This is a genomic window from Oleiphilus sp. HI0132 (assembly GCF_001635845.1).
In genome coordinates this window covers 1-18,630 of sequence record NZ_LWGJ01001275.1, presented here as the reverse complement: position 1 = coordinate 18,630, position 18,630 = coordinate 1, and the positions used below count along the sequence as shown (strand labels likewise).

Here is an 18,630-nt window from a genome sequence, read left to right as displayed (position 1 = left end):
CTTACTGCTAATTATAGACGTGTTGGTTCGAGATAAAACAAGCCCTGTTGCTTCATTTCTTTGCTCGGGTCATCGCCATAACTAGCGAGATAGTGATTACTTAAAAGCTGATATGCCTTCAAGTTTTTTGCAACTTCGTGTAAAGGGTCGCGCGTATCAAAACCAAAGATAAGCGCCTCATAATCACTTGCGTGATAGGTTTTAAGGATGCAGCTCAGCAAATCTTGAAAGATATCAATCCGGTTGTCGGCACAAAGAACCGTGTGAAGGCTAAGGTAGCTCGCTAAACTTCCAGGACTTGGTAGCTGGAGGCCGCCAAAGAATTTACTCTTAATATTATTGATGTGCCTGAGGGCTTTCATCTTGCCTTGGTAGGATACAAAGCGCGTTTGTTTAAAATCTTTTTGGTTCCATACGGCGCACATACCGATAAGTTCATCGTCATCATAAGCGAGGAAATAATTTTCGATATCGACCCCGCGATAGTAATTGTCTTTGGTGCCAATTTTTGAAAAGTCATAGACAGGGTAAAATTGCTTTGATGGCGCATGCTTATCGAAAAAAGACTGCATCTGAGCTTTATCGGCATTGCTAGCTCGTCGCACTAAAAGTGTTGTGGCTTTATGCTGCTTCTTATACAGATCTACCATATAAGTACGAAATTGTCCGGCCTGGTGATAAGTCGGCAAACTTAGACGGCCACTTCCGACTGAGTTGATAGAGGCTTTATTCTCGTCCAATATCACAGTCTGCATCCACTCATCCTGCATCAGTTCTCGATACTTTTTGAATAAACGTAACAGTGTCCTTCCGCCACGATAATCCTGGTGAATACGTAGATCATTGCCGTAACGGGTTAATCTTTTTTCGCCGTCGACATAAACTTCGCGCTTACCAATACTGAATGAGGCCAACAAGGTCTCTGTTTTATGATCAATCATGACCCAAACATCCGGATCTGTTGTGGTCACCTTTGTTGCATGAAAAAAGTTAGGTGCGCGCTCAAAATTCAGGTGCACTTCTCCTTCCTGTGGCGTTTGATCAATCAGGCGTAGTAGTGCAGCTGAATCACCATCTTCGGCGGGGCGAATTTCGTAGCGCTGGCTCATTAGCTTACGGCCTCGACTCTGTTTTGCTGTTCATTGCTTGCGCTCGAGCATTGAGGAGAGAATAGTTCGTTTTGCCAAAGTACCAGAGGTTCAATTTTAACGTTACCAGCCACCATGCCACGCGCTATCTTATGCGAGGTATAAACCTGCATGGCATCTTCCATGAGCAAAACGTGCGCATGATCGAGCTGACCAAGTTCGCGAGCAAGTTTATAGTGAAAGTTCTGGAGCAAAAATTCTTCTAGTTCGCGATCAAGTTCGACCTGTAGGTTTTTCTGCTCGCAAGTGTTAAGTCTGTTATATGTAGCCTGGTTTTCGCATAACAAAGCATAGCGAGGTAAGTTTGCTTCAGAATAAGAAGGGAGCGCGAGTAAGCTTATTGGCAAAATAGCGTCATGCATGGAAAACTCATTAATAATATTAACTGCCAGCTCTGGCGACAGTTTCTCACCCACCATATCAACACCACTAAGGCGTCCAATGAATTCAAAGCAAGGGCATTGATCTAAAAAGCCGGTTACCTTCAGCTGGTCATTCATCGCGTAGCGAAGTAAACCATTAGAGCTACTTAGAATGGGACGTACATTCTGGCCCTCCGTTAGCTGCCAGCTAGTATGTATTTGATTGGTGTCCAGGTCCTCAAACTCATAAAAGTGACTAGTCAGTGCTAATGGGTATTTCCCCTGAAACGGGAAGCTAATGACGCCTTCAGTGGCCCAAAGGCCCTTTCCTTGAAAACGACAATGGGGAAACAAGTCGCGTAGTTTGTTCGCCCAAATTTTAGATGATGAGGTGTCCCAAGCACTGATGAGACCAAGTTTGGGCCAAAGCATACTTGTCATTTTAGCACTTAACTCACCATCCCAAGCATCTAACGACTTAGCGGCGTCAGGGTTTTTGGGTGCGGATAGATGTGATAAGCCAGAAAGAGTCTCAGGCCACTGACCGGAGTTTAGTACTTCAACGATAAGAGGCTGCTTATCTTTGATTAACTGTAACAGGCTTAGCGCAAAGGTTGGGCTCCATACCGAGATAAACGACAAGTCCCGGCAAGCAACTAAATAGCATGCCGTTGCAATTGAGGATTCCTCAGAAGTATTCGCAAGTGAAATGGCTTCAGGAACAGCCATTGTCCCTGACATAAACAAACGCTTCCACCAAGGGAGAAGTTGCAAGTCATCGTTAATGCTGCTCGTAAGTTTATTCCTTAGATCGCTCGGGACCCATGACAAAGACCAATAATGTTTGCCTTGCTTTATCTCAGGAAATTGTCGGTATAAGTCTGCCATCCAGGGACTAATTGCCTGATCTAATTCATCGAGGAAGGCTTGATTGTAGGGAATCCACTTCATTTTAGAGGTGGAACCACTCGTGGGCTGATAACGCTCGCACTTGATGTTGCTTAAAACATTTTCTCGGCCGGCTTGCTGGCGCTCTATTTGCTCGTGCCAAACATCATAATCGCTAATTGGCAATGTTTGGAACTCGGAGAGGCTGCTATTTTCCCTAAGGTGATACTTGGCTGCGGATTCAGTTCCTGAAACGCTTTCTAGTATTCCCTGAAGAATCGATAATTGCGACTCTTCTACTGAACGACAAGCGCTGCGGAATCTTGCGCCACCCTTGTTGGATAGCGCGTGTGACGCAACATGCAAACCTTTCGAAGCAAGCGAGCCGAGAAATGACATTAAGATAGCTCCAAATTCTGTGAATCAGCTCTTTGGCGCAAATCATCACCCAGCTCTTTGCTGACCTGACCTGCTTTTTGACGAAGACTCTGCCGACTCTGTTTTTTCTTGAAAGGAATCATATTACGCTGCATGAAATCGAGTAACATACTTATAGTTACTTCGCCCGCGCAAGGTAGTTCAGTACCTTTCTCCCACGTTGGGTTAAGTTTTGCGAAGTGGTCGATATCACGGTTTTCATCTCTCATTTCTGGCGTAATGCAGGCAACACCTTCCTTGAGGTTTTGATATTCGTCACCAAAATCGAGTAAGCGGCTTTTTGAACAGTAAGCGCTCGGATAAAGCTTGTTACAGTATTCATCAACAATACTCTCTAGCTTCGGGTTATGATGTTGATGACAGGGATAAAATTGGTGAAAGTTGTTCGTCATCAATAAGTAGGTTTTATAGCCCTTAGAAATTAGTAGCCAGAACACATGCTTTCTAGGGTTCTTGAGTTTTGTCGAAAATAACTTTATTGCGAAAGCTTTTTGAAGTGATTTATCTCCCCAATACGCCTTATCAACGACGGTATCACCACTGAATATACCGATAGCTTTTTCATTACCATGATCTAGCTCTAATTCGGTCCATGTTGAGAAACCGATAATTCGTTTGCTTAGTTTATCCTCAAGTATAAAAACTCCCGTTTTATTGCCCATATCTGTCGCAAACGTTTCAAACTCGGCGTTATTGTAATACTGGACAAATAACTTATGCATTTCGATAAGTTGAGGAACAGAAATATTCTTTATTGAATAGAAGCGAGTTGATAATTTATTTTTGTTTGTCATGCCATTTCCCTGCTTTAAACCTTAATAATGCACTAGACATAAAAAGGCTATATCGATTTAAATCAGATCAATAGCAAACGCCCCCCAGCATTCACTAAAACTAAAATTCAGTTTTCTCTGACATACAATTTCAAACCTCGAAAGCAGACAAATGTTCGCTATAATAAAAATGCAACAGATTAATCTATCGTTAGTAATAATTAGACAGACAAATCTTGATACTCGACGCGACCCTAAGTGGGCTCCAGCTATCTGAGCTTTAGATTTCACTGAGATATAAATATCTGATTAATAACAGATATAAATAATATTTACATTTTTATTTTAAGGTTATTGAAATATCGAAGTGATCTTACAATAGAAGTGTTTTATAACAAGAGTACTAACGTGCACCAAAGACGAAAATGATAAATGGAACACACATGTATGCTTAGATATGATAACTGAGTCGCTTTTCGTACAACTAAAAACACATGATTTAGGTGTACCTGCTGCTAATCTAACGAAGAATAAAAGAGGGATTCTTTAGCTTATGTCTAAGAACAAATAATTCGGAGTTAGCTTAAAAATGAATAAAACCTAGTGTTTGACATGATTTTTCGATTACGTTTTTTCTGGTAAGACAGAGACGTGATTTGTTAGAATTCTGTCGACAATAAAGTCGCATCTATATATCGCGGCTACAGCTGGAACCCCCTCTAAGGTTAAAACAAGTTGTGCGTCTAATGCTTTGCTTTAGGTAAGTCCATATACAACCAATTAAAAAGAACTTCTCCCGAATTATGTCAAAAAGTCCTGAGTTAGCTAAAAACAGTGAATCTAAACATACTCCGATGATGCAGCAATATTTTCGCATTAAAAAGGACCACCCTAATGAGCTTGTCTTTTATCGAATGGGCGATTTTTATGAGATGTTCTACGATGACGCAAAAAAAGCGGCTCAATTGCTAGATATCACTTTAACGGCACGCGGTAAGAGTGGTGGCAACCCTATTCCAATGGCGGGTATCCCCTATCACTCCGCTGAGAATTATATTGCAAAGCTTGTTCGATCTGGTTTGTCGGTTGCTGTCTGCGAGCAAACAGGTGACCCGGCAACAAGCAAGGGGCCGGTTGAGCGTAAGGTAATGAGAATTGTCACTCCCGGCACGCTGACTGACGAGGCATTTCTAGAAGAGCGGCGTGACAATTTGCTCTGCTCAATTTCCTTTGGTGATGAGGAAGCCTTTGGTCTAGCCTACCTAGACCTGAGTGGCGGACGCTTTTCTGTGTCGCAAGTTCGAGGCTTGCCCGACCTAATAAGCGAGTTGCAGCGTATTAGACCGTCGGAAGTTTTAATAAGTGAAGAGTTTCCATATGAAGGAGCTTTTGAGAACTTAACTGGTCTTAGACGCCAAGCTCCATGGCTTTATGATCTTGATTCCGCAAAAAGCTTATTGACTACTCAATTTAAAACGAAAGACTTAAGCGGCTTTGGTATCGATTCGATGCAATTAGCTATCTGCGCGGCGGGTTGTCTGCTGCAGTATGCAAAGGATACTCAGCGTAATGAGCTGCCTCATATTGTCACCATCAATAAAGAAGAGCGTAGTCAATACATTCTACTCGATGCAGCCAGTCGCAAGAACCTAGAAATTGACACCAACCTTGCTGGCGAAAGTAATCACACCTTGGCGTGGGCAATGGATGCCTGTAAAACTGCAATGGGTAGCCGCTTGCTTAGGCGCTGGCTCCACCACCCTTTAAGAGACCGGGAAATTGTGAATGCCCGTCTAGATTGCGTGTCTTCACTTGAGCAATCCTATAACTACGACGCCATTCAAACGAATTTAAAACAAGTCGGAGATGTACAGCGTATACTCGCCAGGATTGCGCTTAGATCTGCACGCCCTCGTGACCTATCACGACTTAGAGACACTTTAATACTACTACCCGCCATACAGGCAGATTTAAGGTCAGTTGATTGCCCAAGTCTTGGTGAAGTAGCTAAAGATATATCCGAACACCCCTCTTTAGCTGAGTTATTAGAGCGAGCAATTATCGATAACCCTCCCGTCGTTATTAGAGATGGCGGCGTGATAAAAGATGGTTTTGACGCAGAGCTAGATGACTTACGCAATATCAGTGAAAATGCCGGTCAATTTTTAATCGATCTAGAGACTCAGGAGCGGGAGGCAACCGGGCTTTCGACCTTGAAGGTTGGTTACAATAGAGTTCATGGTTACTTTATCGAGATTTCAAAAGCTCAGTCAGATAAAGCGCCCGATGCATATATAAGGCGTCAAACGCTAAAAAATGCAGAGCGCTTTATAACGCCAGAGCTGAAAGCTTTTGAGGATAAAGCGCTGAGCAGTAAAAGTCGCGCTTTATCGCGCGAGAAAGCCCTTTACGAAAGCCTACTTGATGAATTAAATGAGGCGATTGACGCGCTTCAGAGGTGTGCAAAAGGGCTTTCTGAGCTCGACGTGCTTAGCAATTTTGCTGAAAGAGCTCACACTTTAAATCTCAATAGGCCGGAATTTAATCAGGGTAACACCCTGTTAATTGAAGAAGGCCGACACCTTATTGTTGAACAGCTCAGTACAGCGCCTTTTGTGCCAAACGATCTGATATTAGATCCAAAGCGAAAAATGCTTATGATTACCGGGCCCAATATGGGGGGGAAGTCTACCTATATGCGCCAGGCTGCTCTGATTATATTGCTAGCAGGTACAGGAAGTTTTGTTCCAGCAGGTAAAGCCTCAATAGGTGAAATCGACCAAATATTCACACGAATGGGAAGTTCTGACGATACGGCAGGCGGTCGCTCCACTTTTATGGTTGAGATGACCGAGACTGCGAACATCTTGAATAACGCTACAGAAAACAGTCTGGTCTTGATGGATGAAGTAGGAAGAGGTACCAGCACTTTCGACGGTTTGTCGCTTGCATGGTCTAGTGCAGAGCATTTGGCTAAAAATATCCAAGCTTATAGTTTGTTCGCAACTCACTATTTCGAAATGACGCAGCTTGCTGAAGAGCACGAGAGTGTTGTCAACGTTCACCTGAGCGCTACTGAGCACGAAGATAGAATTATCTTTCTACATAATGTTCTTGAAGGCGCCGCAAGCCAAAGCTACGGTTTGCAGGTCGCGCAGCTCGCAGGTGTTCCGGATAGTGTTATTGGGAAGGCGAAGGAAAAGCTAAGTTCTTTGGAGTCTACGGAAACAAGCGAGCCGTCTGAGCCCATAACTGCAAGCAATATTGCAACACAAGCTACTGACTCTATTTCAGAACAAAATGCATTTCAAAGTGATATGTTTGCACAAGAGCCTTCATTGATTGAGAAAGCATTTGCTAACCTGGACCCTGATGAGCTTAGCCCTAGGCAAGCATTGGATAAGCTTTATGAGCTACGAAGATTGATCAACTAAGTTATATGATGCCTTGTCTCTTGCGCTAACTTACTTGTGTTTTAAGTCAATAATCGTAACATTTGCGCTATGACAGGCGTTTAAGCTTGAACCCTGTCACATCTGACATTAGAATACACCGCATAATTTTAATGAGACCAAACACTGGAATAGCAATATGACATTTGTTGTAACCGATAACTGTGTTAAGTGTAAGTACACAGATTGTGTGGAAGTTTGTCCTGTAGACTGCTTCTATGAAGGCCCTAACTTTCTGGTAATCGATCCTGACGAATGTATCGATTGCGCACTTTGTGAGCCAGAATGCCCAGCTGATGCAATCTTTTCTGAGGACGAATTGCCTGCCGACCAGACGCAGTATATCGAGCTAAACGCCGAGCTATGTCAGACTTGGCCCTGCATTACCGAGCAAAAAGACCCGCTTCCAGATGCTAAAGAGTGGGACGGTGTTCCTAACAAGCTTCAATATCTAGAGAAGTAAATTCTTTAGTCGCCTTGTCGTTAACTGGCGTCAGATCGCTCGCTAACGACAAGCTCCTCTTAAATAAGAACTGCCTGGCCTCATTCACTTTGGCCTATTTAATTCTCAAGCTTTCCTTACAGCTTTTGCATACATATCTTGCATCACTTCTTACGATTCTATTGTGTCGAATTGCGCTCAAATCATGAATTCGATCGTGACATGCACAAATATATGCAAAGGTTCGTCGTGCCCTTTTCGCGCTTGAGAAGTTATGCCTTACCTTTGGCTCAACATTAAATACTTCTGACATAACCTGCTTCCACTGTCGTCCATGCGGCATTACCTTCTTGCCTTCATGATAGCGACCAAAATACTGATAGACGATGAGGTGTGCACATTCGTGAGGTACAACCTCTTCGATAAAGGCTTGTTGGTTTTGATTTAAGAGCGCCTGATTAAATCGAAGCTTGTATCGATAAGTCTTAAAAGCGTTTTGTGTGACGACAAACTGGCCGGCAGCTTGCCCCTTTAGAAGAAAGCAAAGGTTGTGATAAACGAAGCTTTTCTTAAGGTGATGTTCTGCCTGCCGCAGGCAGTGTTCTACCGATGATTGCACATCAGCTTGATAGTTGCTTTGGTTCATCTTGGCTAAGTGTTTTTCGGTCTTCTTAAGTTCATATACAGCGGTGCATTATGCAAAAATTTACAGTACCATGCCCAGCTTTATTTTTTGTCACACCAAGCCTTTAGGGAAAACGCCATGTATGAACTCGACTTACTCTATATATTGGTATTAATCATAACAGGGTTTCTCGCAGGCATTATAAACACCATGGCTGGTGGAGGCTCCAATCTTACAATTCCAGCATTAATGGTAATGGGGATTCCTCCCGACATTGCAAATGCGACTAATCGAGTCAGTGTCGTACTTCAATCGTTTACTGCATACAGAGGTTTTGCCAAGCACGGAAAGCTTGATATTCCCGATATCAAATCTATTCTGCTTGTCACCATGCTTGGCGGGCTTGTTGGTGCTGCATTCGCCTCTTATATGCCTGCTGACTACCTGAAACCAACCTTGCTCGGCGCGATGATTATCATGGCCGGCATAATCTTATTTAAGCCCTCCGCTATTGCGGTAACTGAAGGCACCAAGGCTTTTTCAGTAATGGAGCAAAAGCAATCTATACCAATGCTTTTTATAGCCGGGTTTTACGGTGGGTTCGTCCAAGCGGGCGTTGGTTTTATTTTAATTGCTGCGATTGCTGGAGGCCTCCGTTACGATCTGGCTCGAACCAACGCGCTAAAGGTGGTGTGCACACTCGGTTTTACTCTAGTTGCTCTCGGTCTTTTTGTATGGCGGGACCAAGTATGGTGGGCGCCAGGCCTCTTGCTCGCGGTCGGTTCTGTTGCAGGTGCTTACCTGGCTGTGAAGATCACAATTAATGTCAGTCAGAATACGCTAAAGTGGTTCCTGTTTATTATGACTATATTTGCAAGCATTGCCGCGCTCCTCAGTTAAATGCTCGAAACATAAAATTAACTTAATGCTACAAACAATTCAGGAAATATTATTTGCATTAACTATACTCTAATTCACATATTCGATTTTTTACGACTAATATTATTTGGAGCAAAGTATGTCAGGCGGAGAAAAGTTACTAACACTCGCTGAAGCAAGCGCAATGATGGGAAAAACCGAAGTTACGGTGAAACGCTATGCCCGCGAGAGCTTAATTAAAAGCGTTAAACAAGGAAGCGAGCTCATGTTTCCTGAAGATGCTGTTATTAAGTATATTGAAATTGAAAAGAGGCTAAACGGTTAAGGCTTTGTCCTAACAAAGCTCAGGTTGCCTTATAAAGCTCGCGATTAAGCGGGCTTTTTTTTGGTTTAGCAACAAGCTACACTCGCCTTATGATTTATATTTTAATTGCCCTCATTCTATTTGTACTCATTACGCCAGGTATATGGGTTAAATACACCATAAAAAAATATGCTCAAGATTTACCTGATATTCCTGGTACCGGTGCTGAGTTAGTAAAACACTTATCTAAAAGATTCGAGCTAGTAGACCTTAAGGTTGAAGAATGCCCTGACGGGCAAGATCATTTCTCTCCACATGAGTCTACGATTAGGCTATCCAAATACATCTACGATGGGCGCTCTATTAGCGCAGTCGCTATCGCATGCCATGAATTTGGCCATGCGCTTCAGTATCATAGGAATGAAAAGATAGTCAGACTAAGAGAGCGGTACACCCCGATAGCATTATTGATAGAAAAGGCTGCGATCGCAATGCTTGGGATTATTCCGGTTCTTGTTGTTATTTTTAAGGTACCACAACTCGGAATTATTAGCTTACTATGCGGGCTTTGTGCTGTTTTTATTTCAGTGGCACTTCAATTAGTAATATTGCCTATGGAGTGGGATGCAAGTTTTAACAAGGCACTTCCGATAATTACCGAAGGTAACTATCTGCAAGATGATCAAATCGAGCCTTGCCGTAAGATTCTTAAAGCTGCTGCAATGACTTACGTCGCGGCAACTCTAGCAAGTGTATTGAATGTCTGGCGATGGCTAGCCATATTGCGGCGCTAACGTTCTATGGCGCTTGCCAGTCGCGCAATACCGGTATTTTGAAGATGGTTCCTTGCTTGTCTAGCGCAAGATAAAACTCTCCAATTTCTCTAATGACTAAGCCAGAGAAACCATCCCCTTCCCTTAAGTACAAATTATTAATCATGGCTCTTCGTGCGCTCGGTTCTGAAGAGTAGATATGACTGCTAAATTCTATTGTCGGAACCCCCCTTTGAAAGCTAATATTCATTTCACTTAGTAGAGGAAGGTCTGAAAATGCATTTGGTGCACTACTAATTTGTTTGCTTCTATCGCTCTCGTCGTTCACACTTGTCGGCAATATTTTTTCCTCGACAGCTTTAGAAACCGGGGCTGCTTCGGAATAAGGCTCGGCAAGCGGCGGGCTGATGCGCTTAACACCCGCTTTAGGTCGGATAACATCGTCAGCTTCGACTGGCTCTTTATCCTCCTTAGCAGAGCGTTTATCGGAAAAGTCATCCTTTAGAATAGGAAGAGGCTTTGCTTGAATGGGTGCTTTATCAATGAGATGGGATGGAAGTGCCTTGGTTTTACGGCCAGTATCCTTAATGTCCGGCTCAGTCGAGGAGAGTGCTTTATTGTCAGTTAACAGGCTATTTTCAGAGCTTCCACTCTCATCAGTAGAATTGCTGCCTAGAAAATAAAATATCAACGCACCTGCATTAAGTAAAAGGACAAATATTAGGAGGTAAGGCCAAAGAGGCTGTCGCGACATATTCCTTGGCATTACCATCATATCGTTATTAATCGAAGAAACCTTCTCTTGATGCCTATCCTGTTCTGACCTTTTCAAGGCGTCTAAAATGTATGACATGCTAATTCGCCCCCATAAGTCGAGGGACGCCTAAGTTAAGGCGCGAATTTATATGAATCAGCGTCATGCTGCCCGCGATGCCGTCAGGCACAAGGCCTGAGCTGGCTTGAAAGCGCTTAATCTGGTCTTCAATTGGTTCGCTTTTATTGGCTTTATACTGACTGAGTCGAGACAAGCTTTTCCTCAACCATGCCTCTTCTTTTTTCTGTCCTGGCATTACGAGATTCGATTTGTAAGGAGGAACCTTCCAAACAATTGAGTACTCCCCAAACCAGTAGCGATCAACTTCGTCAAGAGAAACCCAATACTTCTCATTCTTATGTGAAACCAAGGCATCACTACCTTCAACCCCCAGTATTGCGATATATAGCGACTCGCCATAGTCATTGACTAGGGTTAACACCGCGGGTCGGTCTAACTTTAGTAACGAGCGCCAATTACCATTTTTATGCAAGCACTTAAGACCGTACATTTCGGCGTAATCACAGGCCAGCATAAAGGGGGCTAAAGGATAGTCGATTCCCCAACGCTCTAAAATCATGCGATATGCATGATATCGATCATCTTTCTGGGTTTTGAGAGAAGATAGGTCGTTAATGATCGGGATCTGTATTGATGAGTTATCAGCATAAGGAGCCTTAGCGGGGCTTTTTTCCGTAGTTGAAAATTGCTGTAAATCTGCCACTTCTTCTGCTGAAGTACCGCTTTCTGATATAGCCTTGGAGTCGTCGCCCTCTTCAGGAGTGATTTGTTTTACTGAGGCTGGGTGCAGCTCGGGCTCTGTTTTGGAAGAAGAGATTATACTTTCCAGCTCAGCTATTCTGTTGTCGTATCGCTTGTCCAAAGCAAATACTCCAATACTGGCAATTATTGTTAGCAGGACAGCAATTATCCCCCTTTTGATTGACGAACTTAGTTTTAGTGGCTGCTTAAACTTTGGCCCCTGTATTTCCGCGTATGCGCTCTTAATATGTTTTGCATCAATAACATCCTCTTGCATTGCATAAGCACCGAGCAAGGCGCGGTCGCAAATAAGATTAATTAATCGCGGTACGCCACCACTCAAGTTAAAAAGAGTTTTTATTGCTTTTTGATTAAATAAACGCCCGCGTCGCCCCGCAACCGATAATCTACAATTAACATAAGCACCAACTTCAACTTTACTCAGCTCACACAGGTGGTATCTTGCAGTGATTCTTTGAGCGAGCTGCCTTAAATCATTCTGAGCTAGCACTTCCCTTAATTCGGGTTGCCCAAGCAAAATTATCTGAAGTAATTTCTTTTCAGATGTTTCAAGGTTAGTAAGCAAGCGCAGCTGCTCTAGTACATCAACTCTAAGGTTTTGAGCTTCATCGATAATGAGTACGGTGTGGCGATTGTTAGCGTGTGCATCAAGCAGGTAGCTGTTAATTAGGTCATTTAAGACTTTAATTGATGCTGAATCGGGGTACGCTATTCCAAGCTCATCACATATTGATGCCATAAGCTCACGTGCCGAGAGCTTCGGATTTATGATGAATGCTACGTCGGTATTTTTTGGAATCTGATTTAAAAAACAACGGCAAATTGTCGTCTTTCCTGTTCCAACTTCACCTGTAAGAACAACAAAACCGCCCTGCCCGGATACACCATATAAAAGATGAGCAAGCGCCTCTCTATGACGTTCACTCATATATAGATACCTGGGATCAGGCGCTATAGAAAAAGGTAGTTCTTTAAGACCAAAAAAGTCCTGATACATGACGTCAGCTTAGCGTAGTTGCGAAGTTTAGCTTGGTAGCAAACGCAAAGCTTAAAGACAGGGCTCGCCAAAAGCAAGTCCTTACACTCGCTAACGGATTGCCTTATGATCATCAATTAAACTAAGGCTCCCACGATGCGTTCTAACATCAGTCTTTAAGCGGGAAATGCAGCTCTCGAGTGTCTTGCTTATTTTGGAATGTGTACGAATCATCGCTAATTTAGGCCATGTCGCGCGCTCACCCTGAAGCATTAACTCCTTCATGAATTTCGTATCGGGATTGCTAAGCAGCTTCATATAGTGCCCAAGCTTGTAATTTGGAGCAACAGTGACGTCGCCATAATAATTCTGAGACATCATAGAATAAGCATGACCAGAAACTTGTCGAAGCATCTCAGATTTGGTATGAGTTCTTATATAGTCACTCACTGCCTGGCCATGAAATTTTGCTTCGGCTTTAACAAGCGCTAGGGGTAATTTTAAGAAACGATTACTAGACAGCCCTTTTGTTCGTTCCAGCAAAGGCACTACATGAGGATTGGTTTGACTTACGATAGAATAATTAACATCGTAGAGGTGCATTAGGCGCTCGATTGGCAAGTCGCTAACCATGCTGCCATCAACCCAGCGTAAGCGGGGCATATACGGTACGTTGTGTCCATGTTCATCTTTCTTAAGCAGTTTAACCGGGGGGAAAATTCCTGGAACTGCGCAAGACGCTAACGATGCACTCCACGTTAGCATGTATGGAGATGTGTAACCTGACAATAATCTAGCCTTTTGATGAGCCTGGACAGGCGAAACAGTGATATTAATACTCCGCCCCGTCTTCTCGTAGGCCTCTTGCATCGTGTATTCACCTACATAACTACGAATATAGTCTTGCAGCTGACGCTGATCCATAAAGCCTTTGCCTTTAATACCATTCAATAGGCCCATCCACTTCCAGGCTTTCATATTATGGGTATTAGGGTCAAACAAGGAAGGTAGTTCGTCATCGGTATGCGTCCCTAAGGCGGCAGCAATGATAGAACCGGCGCTTGAGCCAGTTACGACATCTGGCAATAAGCCATGCTCCCACAGGGCCTTTACAACACCGATATGGAAGACTCCTAAGGAAGCGCCGCCACTTAGCAATAATGCGGGGCGACCGAAGGATAAAAGTACATCTTTAAAAAAATCTAACTTTTTATTTGATGGCATATCAGAGGTTTGCCTATCGCAAAGATAGGAAAGGCAATCGCAAACTTCTTCAACGTATTCTTCAATGAGTGTTTTGGTGCCGTAATAGCATTGGTTATAAAGGCGTATGTCACCCATATTGCCAAGGTCATGATGCAAGCCTTCGCGAATGTCTCGATACAAAGCGGTGAGATCACCATTTTGCTTGTGCTCTCTTAAAAGACAGAGTCGATCAGAAATAAGTTCGTAGTTATATACATCAGAAGCAATATTGTCTTTCCAGGCATCATTATGTTGCATGGAGTCGAGTGTTTGAGCGGCGTCCTTCCATTCAAGGAATGAGGTAGCCTGCGACATTCTTTGTTTTTCTTTTTTTATCGTGGTGTGCATCTTAAAGCGAGCCATATAGTTGATTTTATCTTTTATCCCATCAATCAACTATAGGTTATTTTTTTCTGCAGATATATTGAACTTGTATTAAGCCCTGTGAACTTATGTTAAATAAGCCTGATATTAGAAGTCCTCGTAATCAAAATCTTCATCATCAGCGAACGGGTCTTCTACTTCGCCATCTTTAATAAGGAAGTTTCGATTTTGCAAATAGGCACTCCTGAAGAAGGCGTAGCGGTCTTCTTTGAATAATAAGTTGTTCGCAGCTAGCAGGTCTGCTCGTGTATCTATTAAATCAACAGCCTTTAGAGCAATACTTTCTTCAGTTGAGAATTCGACAAGATAGTCAACCGGGTCGGCAACGTAATCTACTATTTGTCCGCTAAAGTCTCTGACGGTAGATGGCCCTAGAACAGGTAACACAAGATAGGTAGACTCTTCATAACCCCAATAACCAAGTGTTTGTCCAAAATCTTCATCGCTGGCTTCCAGGCCAAATGAGGTCGCAACATCAAACAAGCCGCCTATGCCAAAAACAGTGTTGTAGATAACTCGGTTAAGAGAAACAACCGCGTTGTGAAACTTAGCCTGCAGCAAAGAGTTAACAAAGGTTTCGACATCATTGAGGTTGCCAAAAAAGTTGGTAACACCTTTATCGACAAAACCGGGCGTTACAAATCTGTAAAGCTTTGCCAAGGGAGTGGCGAGATACTCATCCAAATTATCATTCAATACGAACATGCTTCGATTAAATGACTCATAAGGATCTATTTCTGCGTATCTAGGGTCATAATAAGGCTCTTCTGCTTCATCATTAGCGAATGCATTAAGCGTAAAGGTACTTAGAAATAATAAAATTAGAGCGTGGTAACAAAAGCGCATACTTAATCTCTTATTATAGTTCTGCTTACTTTTTAGTTGTTATAGTTTCTTTAGGATTATATTACCAACAGAATAGCCTGCACCGAAAGAGCAAAGTACACCATAATCACCGGTTTCGAGTTCTGATCGATGCTTATGAAATGCAATCACAGAACCGGCCGAGCTAGTATTCGCATATTCATCCAGTATAACAGGTGCCTCAGAAACCTCTGCTGCACGACCTAATACACGCTTGGCGATAAGCTGATTCATGCTTAAGTTAGCTTGATGGAGCCACATCTGTTTTAGGTGTTCAGCGCTAAGCTCGTTTTCCGCCAAGTGCTCATTGATCATTTTAGCAACGAGTGGAGATACCTCTTTGAATACTTTTCGCCCTTGCTGAACAAATAGCTTATCACTAAAGCCTTCACTGCCGGGAGCACAACGATTCAGGAATCCAAAATTATTACGAATATTATTGGAGAAGGTTGTCTTTAATTTTGCGCTGACAACTTCGAACGAGTCATCACAAGATACTGTGTCAGCTCTCTCTATCACGATTGCGGTACAGACATCACCAAAGATAAAGTGACTATCTCTATCACGAAAATTTAAATGCGCTGTGCAGATTTCCGGGTTTATTAACAATACAGCCCTGGCAGAACCGCACTGAACAGCATTGAGCGCAGCCTGAAGGCCAAATGTGGCCGATGAGCACGCCACATTCATATCATATGCGAAGCCTTCTACACCAAGTTGGCTTTGAACCTCAATTGAGACAGCTGGATAAGCGCGCTGTAGATTCGAGCAAGCGACGATGACGGCATCGATATCAGCGACGGTTTTGTTTGCATTTTTGAGCGCATCTTTGGCTGCTTTAACGGCCATTTCGCATAAGATACTAGGCTCGTCATTGGAGCGCTCAGGTAGCAATGGGTGCATTATTTCAGGGTCAAGAATGCCAGCCTTATTCATTACGTATCGGCTTTTAATTCCAGAAGCTTTTTCGATAAAAGCGGAAGAAGATTCTTGTAGCGCTTCGAGTTCGCCTGCGGCTATTTTGTCAGCATTTTCACGATTAAAGCTTTGCACATAGGCGTTAAAACTCGCAACAAGCTCATCATTTGAAATAGATTCACTTGGTGTAAACAGCCCAGTACCAGAAATAGCAGCCTTTATCATGGTCACCTCTTTGCTAACGGCAAGCATGACAAGCGTACCGCGTTTAGATTCAAAACCTGCACTAAGTACAAGCCGATAAGTAAGAAAATAGCTGCACAGATTACGTTTTACGAGCTTTAATGACAACCAATATTTGAGCCAACCTTGGTGAGTATTCGGCTACCGCCTAACGCTCTCCCAGAGTTTGTTTAACCTTTTCTCTGAGACAGTCTCACTCGTACCCAATTGCTGTGAATACCAAGACACTCGTTGCTCCTCCAGTAACCAGCGAAATCGCTCCAGGTTTTCGCACTTTAAACCTTGAGCATCCAGCTGTTTTTTTCGAAGTTCGTATTGCTCCCACCATTCGGATAGTAAGGGTACATAGCGCCTTTCATTGGCCATATCTCTTGCCATTTTGTCATAGCGTAGAGAGCAAGCTTGCAAATATCTAGGAAAGCTCTTTAGCGAGGTATAGGGCGTGGATTGCAAAAAGCCATCGTAGACTAAGCAGGTAATCTGGTGTTTAAGGTCAGCCATAGGCATAGCTACTGCCAAGTTCATTTTACCTTTTAGGCGCTTCATTATCTGGTGGTAATGATTAAGTATGTCGAAAACAAGAGCGCTGAACTCTTCGCAGATCTTAAGGAAATCACCCTTACCGCCCTGTAGACAAGCACTAAACTGCTCTGCATTGCGTGGAAGCTCTCCATTAAGGAAGTGCAAACATATTGCCGCAATCAGAAAGTCATCATAAAGTGCGCTGGCTTGCCCGACAGGTGCATAAAGCAAGCCTAGCTTTTGGTAGTTTTTAATCGCTTTTTTGAATTGCGAGCGAATACCTTGGAGCTCAAAGCTTAGTAATCGCGCAATTCCAATTCGCGTAATCGCCTCGGCACCTAGCTTATCATTACAATGAATGAGCCTGATGTGTGCTCCACAATCTTGAAGCGCCGGGTATTGCATCATTTCAATACCCGCTTGTTTTATTATCTGGGATTGTTTGAGCTCGCCAAAGTCCCAGGCAGTAATATCAACTTGTTTTTCAGGTCGGTTCTCTTCCAGTTTTGCGGCGTTTTTTGCCAAATGCTCAACTTTTTGCGAAAGCTTAACGAGGTCCCTACCCTGGTTAATCAGCCGGCCTCGCTCATCCAGCACTTTAATGTTAAAGCGCAGGTGACTGTCTAGTGACTCAAGATTCCAGGCCTCAATAGGAATAGATATGCTGCCTATAATTTTTAGCTCATCACTAAGAATCTCAAGCAAAGGGCGTGAACTAGCTTCAACCTTTGGCAGTATCTTGTCTACAACATCCGGCACAGGAACAAAGTGCTTTCGCAAAGTTCTGGGAAGCGTTTTGATCAGGTGGATGCATTTTTCACGAAGCAAGCCAGGAACTATCTTCTCGAGTTTATCTACAGTTAGCTGTTTTATTGCATTAATTGGCACCGAGATATTTACACCATCATCTTCAGCGCCGGGTTTGAACTGGTAACTCAGAGGAAAGCGTATGCCATTATTTTCAATATGTTCAGGATATAGGCCCGGATCGAATGAATCCGCATTTTCGCTGCGCAGCTGACCTTTTGTAAACCGTATTAGCTTTGAGTCAGCTTCGCTTGCTTTTTTTGCCCACTTTTCAAATGCAGCACCACTCACAATGTGTTCAGGTAAAGCCTTATCGTAAAGTCCGTATATCACCTCATCATCGACCAGGACATCTTTACGACGCGTGCGGTCTTCAATCGATTCCACTTCATCAATAAGCTTTAAGTTATGAGCGATAGCCTTATTTTTGGTGCGAAACTCTCTCTCTATGAGTCCGGTGCGAATAAATATTTCACGGCAAACTCCTGGGTCAATCTGGCTGTAGTTAACTGGGCGCTGAGAGACAATTTCAAGTCCGTATAAGGTCACCTTTTCTTTGGCAATTATTTGTGCCCTTTTGGCTTCCCAATGAGGTTCGGCATAAGAACGTTTTACCAAATGCTTTGCAAGCGGTTCTATCCATGCAGGATCGAGCCTTGCGTTATATCTGGAATAGACTTGTTGAGTTTCCACGATTTCAGCGGCAAATAACCATTTAGGGCGCTTTTTGTTTACGCCAGACCCGGGAAATAAGTGGAAACGTCGATTTCGACACCCTTGATACTCGCGTTTTTCTTCATGTTTACCGATATTGCCAAGCAAGCCGCTCAATAAAGCCTTATGAATAGAGTCATAAGAAGCCTCGCTATCATTTTCCTTGATGCCGATGCTTTTTAAAACGAGTAATAGTTGTCTATGTATCTCGCGCCACTCCCTCATACGCACAGCGGATAGGAAGTTTTTCTGGCAAAAGCGCTTTAATTGATTATT

General features: G+C 43.2%; 15 protein-coding genes. 5 read left to right on the top strand and 10 right to left on the bottom strand.

The features are described 5' to 3' along the window. Positions 1 to 11: 11 nt before the first annotated feature. Genes A3766_RS19330 through A3766_RS19320 form a run of 3 tightly spaced genes read right to left on the bottom strand, consistent with a single transcriptional unit; the run spans position 12 to position 3,630 of the window. Positions 12 to 1,109 carry a hypothetical protein gene (locus A3766_RS19330; protein WP_068510708.1) on the bottom strand — a complete coding sequence of 366 codons (1,098 nt, stop codon included), beginning with the start codon at positions 1,107 to 1,109 and terminating at the stop codon, positions 12 to 14. Next, on the bottom strand, positions 1,109 to 2,797 hold the full coding sequence (locus tag A3766_RS19325) for a GH3 auxin-responsive promoter family protein (protein ID WP_068510706.1): 1,689 nt from the start codon (positions 2,795 to 2,797) through the stop codon (positions 1,109 to 1,111). The genes A3766_RS19330 and A3766_RS19325 overlap by 1 nt, the downstream gene beginning before the upstream one ends. Continuing rightward, complete coding sequence (locus A3766_RS19320; protein WP_068510704.1) at positions 2,797 to 3,630, bottom strand: hypothetical protein; 834 nt, start codon at positions 3,628 to 3,630, stop codon at positions 2,797 to 2,799. The genes A3766_RS19325 and A3766_RS19320 overlap by 1 nt, the downstream gene beginning before the upstream one ends. Before the next feature lie 782 nt (positions 3,631 to 4,412). Here A3766_RS19320 and mutS point away from each other — a divergent pair. Together mutS and fdxA are read left to right on the top strand one after the other, a co-directional pair. After that, entirely contained in the window at positions 4,413 to 7,043 is a 2,631-nt protein-coding gene (mutS, locus tag A3766_RS19315) for a DNA mismatch repair protein MutS (RefSeq protein WP_068510701.1), read from the top strand. A gap of 157 nt (positions 7,044 to 7,200) precedes the next feature. Further along, positions 7,201 to 7,524, top strand: coding sequence for a ferredoxin FdxA (fdxA, locus tag A3766_RS19310; protein WP_068510699.1), 324 nt, complete (start codon positions 7,201 to 7,203; stop codon positions 7,522 to 7,524). Positions 7,525 to 7,618: 94 nt separating this feature from the next. On the opposite strand, the gene A3766_RS19305 is transcribed toward fdxA, so the two are convergent. Next, complete coding sequence (locus A3766_RS19305) at positions 7,619 to 8,149, bottom strand: SprT-like domain-containing protein (protein WP_068510697.1); 531 nt, start codon at positions 8,147 to 8,149, stop codon at positions 7,619 to 7,621. A gap of 117 nt (positions 8,150 to 8,266) precedes the next feature. Between A3766_RS19305 and A3766_RS19300 the strand changes: the two genes are divergently transcribed. The 3 genes from A3766_RS19300 to A3766_RS19290 all read left to right on the top strand — a co-directional run bounded on the left by A3766_RS19300 (position 8,267) and on the right by A3766_RS19290 (position 10,105). Next, complete coding sequence (locus A3766_RS19300) at positions 8,267 to 9,028, top strand: sulfite exporter TauE/SafE family protein (RefSeq protein WP_068510695.1); 762 nt, start codon at positions 8,267 to 8,269, stop codon at positions 9,026 to 9,028. Positions 9,029 to 9,146: 118 nt separating this feature from the next. Then, the gene (locus tag A3766_RS19295) at positions 9,147 to 9,332 is read left to right on the top strand and encodes a helix-turn-helix domain-containing protein (protein ID WP_068510693.1); all 186 of its coding nucleotides are present in this window, start codon (positions 9,147 to 9,149) and stop codon (positions 9,330 to 9,332) included. 89 nt (positions 9,333 to 9,421) lie between these two features. Then, positions 9,422 to 10,105: a zinc metallopeptidase gene (locus tag A3766_RS19290; protein WP_068510691.1), complete on the top strand. Its 684-nt coding sequence runs from the start codon at positions 9,422 to 9,424 to the stop codon at positions 10,103 to 10,105. A 4-nt stretch (positions 10,106 to 10,109) separates the two neighbouring features. On the opposite strand, the gene A3766_RS19285 is transcribed toward A3766_RS19290, so the two are convergent. The 6 genes from A3766_RS19285 to A3766_RS19260 all read right to left on the bottom strand — a co-directional run. Further along, positions 10,110 to 10,937, bottom strand: coding sequence for a general secretion pathway protein GspB (locus A3766_RS19285; protein ID WP_068510690.1), 828 nt, complete (start codon positions 10,935 to 10,937; stop codon positions 10,110 to 10,112). Position 10,938: 1 nt separating this feature from the next. Continuing rightward, positions 10,939 to 12,609 carry an ExeA family protein gene (locus tag A3766_RS32500; protein ID WP_304438873.1) on the bottom strand — a complete coding sequence of 557 codons (1,671 nt, stop codon included), beginning with the start codon at positions 12,607 to 12,609 and terminating at the stop codon, positions 10,939 to 10,941. A 159-nt stretch (positions 12,610 to 12,768) separates the two neighbouring features. Further along, entirely contained in the window at positions 12,769 to 14,250 is a 1,482-nt protein-coding gene (locus A3766_RS19275) for a DUF3336 domain-containing protein (protein ID WP_255375156.1), read from the bottom strand. 123 nt (positions 14,251 to 14,373) lie between these two features. Continuing rightward, positions 14,374 to 15,132: a VacJ family lipoprotein gene (locus tag A3766_RS19270; RefSeq protein ID WP_082865131.1), complete on the bottom strand. Its 759-nt coding sequence runs from the start codon at positions 15,130 to 15,132 to the stop codon at positions 14,374 to 14,376. Positions 15,133 to 15,171: 39 nt separating this feature from the next. Beyond that, positions 15,172 to 16,293, bottom strand: a complete 1,122-nt coding sequence (locus A3766_RS19265; protein ID WP_068510751.1) for a beta-ketoacyl-ACP synthase III — start codon at positions 16,291 to 16,293, stop codon at positions 15,172 to 15,174. A gap of 159 nt (positions 16,294 to 16,452) precedes the next feature. After that, positions 16,453 to 18,630 (bottom strand): DUF3418 domain-containing protein (locus tag A3766_RS19260; protein WP_156508989.1); only part of this gene is annotated, 2,178 nt, incomplete at its 5' end.

Coding starts and splice junctions, on each gene's coding strand:
- A3766_RS19300 (WP_068510695.1), top strand. CDS start 8,267: ATGTATGAACTCGACTTACTCTATATATTGGTATTAATCATAACAGGG.
- mutS (WP_068510701.1), top strand. CDS start 4,413: ATGTCAAAAAGTCCTGAGTTAGCTAAAAACAGTGAATCTAAACATACT.
- A3766_RS19275 (WP_255375156.1), bottom strand. CDS start 14,250: ATGCACACCACGATAAAAAAAGAAAAACAAAGAATGTCGCAGGCTACC.
- A3766_RS19290 (WP_068510691.1), top strand. CDS start 9,422: ATGATTTATATTTTAATTGCCCTCATTCTATTTGTACTCATTACGCCA.
- A3766_RS19325 (WP_068510706.1), bottom strand. CDS start 2,797: ATGTCATTTCTCGGCTCGCTTGCTTCGAAAGGTTTGCATGTTGCGTCA.
- A3766_RS19320 (WP_068510704.1), bottom strand. CDS start 3,630: ATGACAAACAAAAATAAATTATCAACTCGCTTCTATTCAATAAAGAAT.
- fdxA (WP_068510699.1), top strand. CDS start 7,201: ATGACATTTGTTGTAACCGATAACTGTGTTAAGTGTAAGTACACAGAT.
- A3766_RS19295 (WP_068510693.1), top strand. CDS start 9,147: ATGTCAGGCGGAGAAAAGTTACTAACACTCGCTGAAGCAAGCGCAATG.
- A3766_RS19330 (WP_068510708.1), bottom strand. CDS start 1,109: ATGAGCCAGCGCTACGAAATTCGCCCCGCCGAAGATGGTGATTCAGCT.
- A3766_RS19270 (WP_082865131.1), bottom strand. CDS start 15,132: ATGCGCTTTTGTTACCACGCTCTAATTTTATTATTTCTAAGTACCTTT.
- A3766_RS19305 (WP_068510697.1), bottom strand. CDS start 8,149: ATGAACCAAAGCAACTATCAAGCTGATGTGCAATCATCGGTAGAACAC.
- A3766_RS32500 (WP_304438873.1), bottom strand. CDS start 12,609: ATGAGTGAACGTCATAGAGAGGCGCTTGCTCATCTTTTATATGGTGTA.
- A3766_RS19285 (WP_068510690.1), bottom strand. CDS start 10,937: ATGTCATACATTTTAGACGCCTTGAAAAGGTCAGAACAGGATAGGCAT.
- A3766_RS19265 (WP_068510751.1), bottom strand. CDS start 16,293: ATGATAAAGGCTGCTATTTCTGGTACTGGGCTGTTTACACCAAGTGAA.